5 protein-coding genes are annotated in these 4,500 nt (G+C 36.9%); 1 reads left to right on the forward strand and 4 read right to left on the reverse strand.

Going from position 1 to position 4,500, the window contains the following annotated elements:
- Nucleotides 1-100: 100 nt before the first annotated feature.
- The 3 genes from pabB to ACOI1D_RS21150 all read right to left on the reverse strand — a co-directional run bounded on the left by pabB (nt 101) and on the right by ACOI1D_RS21150 (nt 2,911).
- Nucleotides 101-1,846, reverse strand: a complete 1,746-nt coding sequence (gene pabB, locus ACOI1D_RS21140) for an aminodeoxychorismate synthase component I (RefSeq protein WP_422504136.1) — start codon at nt 1,844-1,846, stop codon at nt 101-103.
- Nucleotides 1,812-2,420, reverse strand: coding sequence for an anthranilate synthase component II (locus ACOI1D_RS21145; protein ID WP_422504137.1), 609 nt, complete (start codon nt 2,418-2,420; stop codon nt 1,812-1,814). Before ACOI1D_RS21145 ends, pabB begins: the two co-directional genes overlap by 35 nt.
- Nucleotides 2,421-2,518: 98 nt before the next feature.
- Nucleotides 2,519-2,911, reverse strand: coding sequence for a YgzB family protein (locus ACOI1D_RS21150; protein ID WP_422504139.1), 393 nt, complete (start codon nt 2,909-2,911; stop codon nt 2,519-2,521).
- Nucleotides 2,912-3,303: 392 nt separating this feature from the next.
- On the opposite strand from ACOI1D_RS21150, the gene ACOI1D_RS21155 reads away from it, so the two are divergent.
- Nucleotides 3,304-4,182, forward strand: coding sequence for a nucleotidyltransferase-like protein (locus ACOI1D_RS21155; RefSeq protein ID WP_422504141.1), 879 nt, complete (start codon nt 3,304-3,306; stop codon nt 4,180-4,182).
- A gap of 92 nt (nt 4,183-4,274) precedes the next feature.
- Here ACOI1D_RS21155 and ACOI1D_RS21160 read toward each other — a convergent pair.
- The coding region (locus ACOI1D_RS21160) for a hypothetical protein (RefSeq protein ID WP_422504143.1) at nt 4,275-4,500 on the reverse strand (226 nt) is incomplete at its 5' end.

The raw sequence follows: 4,500 nt of genomic DNA on the forward strand, positions 1-4,500 counted from the left end.
TTGGCAGTAAAGAAAGCATAACAACTTTCTTTCTGCATTAGTACGCCTAAGGATTTTGCATAAGCCGTGGCGATAAGCCGAATTTTCTAAATTAGTTGGGTTAGTTGAGTGTAACAGGTACCCATTCCCGCACACTATTGACAAACCATATCTGATCAAGATTATTTAATTCACTTAGCTGAATAGTCCGCTCCAATATTTCACTGGATTCAATAAGTTTTTTTCGGAAGGTTCCAGCTAGAAGACCGCATTCAATTGGAGGAGTGTACAACTGGCCATCTATTTCTACCACTACATTACCCCCGGTGAATTCAGTGATTTGATTTTCTTCGTTCCATAAAAGCACATCATAAACCTCAGGATGATTCCGCTTTGCATTCTCATAAACAGTCCGGTTAGTGGTTTTATGATAAAGAAAAATATCAGCCCTTGAAACAGCTTCATCTGCTAGTGCAACGGAAAGTTTCTCTACAGAGCTTTCAGAAATTGAAATTGCCTCACATGTAAACTGTCCGTCGTAATCCACAAGTAAGCGGACTTTCCACTTCCCTTGAACATGAGTCGAAGCAATGGTATCTAATTCTTTTTGGATAACGTTTATATTAACCGGGAAATCAAAATAAAGTGCAGACTTTTCCAACCGTTCTAAGTGATGATCCATTACTAAGTAAGTACCGTCTAGTAAACCAATAGATTCGAGTAATTGAAATTGCGGTTGTTTTCGTTTAAGTAAAGCAGCTTTTGTAATGATTTCATCGTATTCCCCTTCACTAGTTGAGTCCCATGTTATACCACCACCAACTCCATAATTAGCAACCCCATCGTTATGATGGATCGTTACTGTACGAATGGGGACATTAAAAATTGCTTCCTCATCAGGTGTGATATAGCCAATTGCCCCACAATAAACACCACGAGGTGAATTTTCCAGTTCTTTGATGATTTTCATTGTACTAATCTTAGGAGCACCAGTAATTGAACCACAAGGGAACAGTGCTTTAAATACGTCTGTTATCGAAGTTTTGTCCTCAATAGTAGCTGTAACGGTCGACGTAAGTTGGTAGACAGTTGGGTATTTTTCAAGCGAAAACAACTCAGGGACTTTAACACTTCCTGGCTTTGCAATAGTACCTAGATCGTTACGCAATAAGTCGACTATCATTACATTTTCCGCTTGATCTTTTTTTGAATTTGTTAACCAAGTTGCATTTCTACAGTCTTCCTCATAAGTCCGTCCGCGTTTTATTGTTCCTTTCATCGGCCGTGTTGTAACTTCATTTTGACTTTTATGAAAAAACAACTCTGGTGAAGCCGATAAAATAGTATGATTCTCTGTTTGAATAAATGCGCTATAATCAGCAGATTGAGCTTGAGCTAGCTGGTGATAGTAGCTCTTCGCATCACCATTAAACGTGGATTCCATACGAATTGTATAATTCACCTGATAGGTATTACCCAGTTCAATGTAATTTTTTATTTGTTCAATGTTTGCTTGATAGTTAGTGGCAGACTCTGAAGCAATCCACTCATCAATAGAAAAGGAGGTAGTGTTTCCCAGACTTTCCTTAGTTGGTGTAACAAAAATTCCGAACCAGAGAAGTGGTATTTCCCCTTCGTTGTTAACTTGGAACTCCGGTTCAAATGCAGGTGCAGCCTCATATGCTACATAACCAGCAGCATAATATCCATCCTTGACCAAGCTTTGTACTTTTTCAAGACATGGAATAACTTCTTCTATTGAAGTAGCTTGAATAATCTCAATTGGGTTTTTAAACAATAGTGGGTTTCTGCTTCCATGCTTATCTTTGAAGTTAAAAAACAGCTCTGGATTTTTTGGTTGCTTCAACTGGAGACCTCCCTGTTATGAAAAAATTATGCAATAGGTCAAGACCAGCCTCTGTCAGTATTGCTTCAGGGTGTGCTTGTATCCCCTCGACAGGGTATCTCTTATGACGAAGTGCCATAATTTCCCCATCATTTGTTGTTGCTGTACTTACCAAACAATCTGGCAAACTGGCAGACTCAACAATAAGTGAATGATACCGTGTAACAGACATTGGGTTATGTAAATTCTCAAATAACCCTTTCCCATCATGGTGAATAGAAGAAACCTTGCCGTGCATTGGTTGTTTTGCTTTTACGATAGTAGCACCAAAAGCCTGTGCGATTGTCTGATGTCCCAGACAAACACCAAGGATCGGTATTTTGTGATGTAGTTGCTTAACTACTTCCAGAGAAATTCCAGCATCTGAAGGGTTTCCTGGTCCGGGTGAAATTAAGATAGCAGATGGATTAATTGCTTTAATTTCCTCTATTGTAAGTTTGTCGTTTCTAACAACAAACACTTCCTGATTTAACTGTTTCATGTACTGAACTAAATTAAAGGTGAAAGAATCATAGTTATCAATAACGAGAATCACTGTTTCGTACCTCTTTTCAATAAAAATAGGTATCACGCCTTTATTATAGCAGGTTGTAGCTAATAAAAAAGAAATAAAAAACCCGCCACAATGACGGATTATTTTTTCCTGCTTTTATTCTTTTCGTTAAATTGCCTGCGATGTTTACCTGTATTATATTTTTCATCAAATTCTTCGCCTTCTAAATCTTTGTCCAGTGTTAATGGTTGCTTACAGTGCATACATGCGTCAACTCGTCCAAGCATCTTAGTGGGCTTTTCGCAGTTTGGACAAACAATCGGCACTGCTTTTGTTGATAGCATGCCAATCCAAAAGTATACAACCGTACTAAAGATTACACATAGAATACCAATTACGAAAAATATAGCCATTAGCCATTCGATGTTTTTTGTGAAAATCCCACAATACATGAATCCAAAACCTGCAAAAATTAAGAACAACGCAAAGGATCTAATTTTATTTATTTTACTTGAATAGACCAGCTGAGCCATGTAAATCCTCCTAAATCATGTTAAGAAAAATTAAATTCCGCTTAAACTCTGTAAGAAACGGGTAAATTTTCTTAGCAGTAAAAAAGTATAAAAACTTTCTTTCTGCATAAGTGCTACTAGGGCTTTCGCAATTAAGGCTTGGCGATAAGCCAAGTTTTCTAATACCCTTTAACTAAAAGCACTGCTTCTATGCAAAATAGTATAGCATATCTTCTGGTAGTGGTGGGGCAAAATGGTTTTATGAAATAAGAAGAAAGGTAATGCTGAAGATTTAGCAGTCGCTGTACATCAGTTGCTGAGTTACTCTTGAAATTTTTGTGACGAAAAGAGGAATTTTAATAGCCTTTATAGAATAGTAGAAAGTATACAAGGTAAATGGAGGAGTTCACTTAATGGAGGATTTATTACGACCTATCTATCAAGAACGAGCAAGTGATCGAGATACTTTAGGTATTCTATTAATAGAAAAGACACGACCTAACAGCCCCTTAACAGATGATTTTGATGTAATTTTGTTAATTATTGTTGAAGATAATGAGGATCAACCTTGGCATGTTAAACATTATGAATTTGATGATAAGACTGCTGCCTTACACGTGGTAACAGAGGAACTACTAATGCAATGGATTGACACAAGTTCGTATAGACGTGCGGTAGAGTGGGTTATATATGGGAAAGTGATTTTTGACCGAAACGAATACATTAGTGATCTGAAAGAGCAGTTGAGAAGTTTTCCTTCAGTGAAGCGCGATTTGCGTAAAGCAATAGAATTTGGAAAACTTGTGAAAAGTTATAGTGAAGCAAAAGACCTTTATGAAACATTACATTTTAAAGATGCATACAGCCGGATGATTAACTCATTACATTATCTTGCGCGTTTAGCTGTTATCGAAAAAGGTTTTCATCCGGAAGTTACTGTTTGGCAACAAGTACGTTATATTGATCCAGAAGTTTACAAACTGTATGAAGAATTAACGGAAAGCAATGAAGATATCGAAAAACGTGTTCAGCTTATGATACTAGCAATTGATTTTGTTATTAGTACTCGTGCAAGATATTCTGCTAAACATCTACTAGACACAATGGGTGAAAGGGAAGGCAGCTGGTCGTATAGTGAGTTAAAGACACATCCATACCTTCTATCATATGGTTTGGATCTTACAGCAATAGTTTCTTATCTTGCTGAAAAAAATATAATAAAAACAGAGCGGGTAGAAACAAAGGGTGTAGGAGTTTACCAAAGAAAGTATTTGGTTACTGATAAGGAATAAGGATGTGCAGCCTGCATTTATTCAAGAATAGTGGGCTGGTTCTTGCCCGTATCAAGGTGACAATTAGGTTAAGTTAATATCGGTTGAGGGTTTTATATGGACTTACCCCATGTGGGGTACTCTTTAGCTTTAAAAATATGTTTGACTTCTTCAATTAACCATGGTAAAGTTAATTCTGTTGCAAAAATTCGAGTCGAATGAAGCAACCAGATAATAAATGACCAAAAATAACTGTTGACATGATAACAGTGATTATGGTATTCTATTGGAGTCGCTGTTTTGAGTGACGAAATAATTTGCTCCTTGAAAACTGAACAA

The organism is Virgibacillus sp. DJP39 (assembly GCF_049310925.1).
GTDB lineage: Bacteria > Bacillota > Bacilli > Bacillales > Amphibacillaceae > Virgibacillus_F.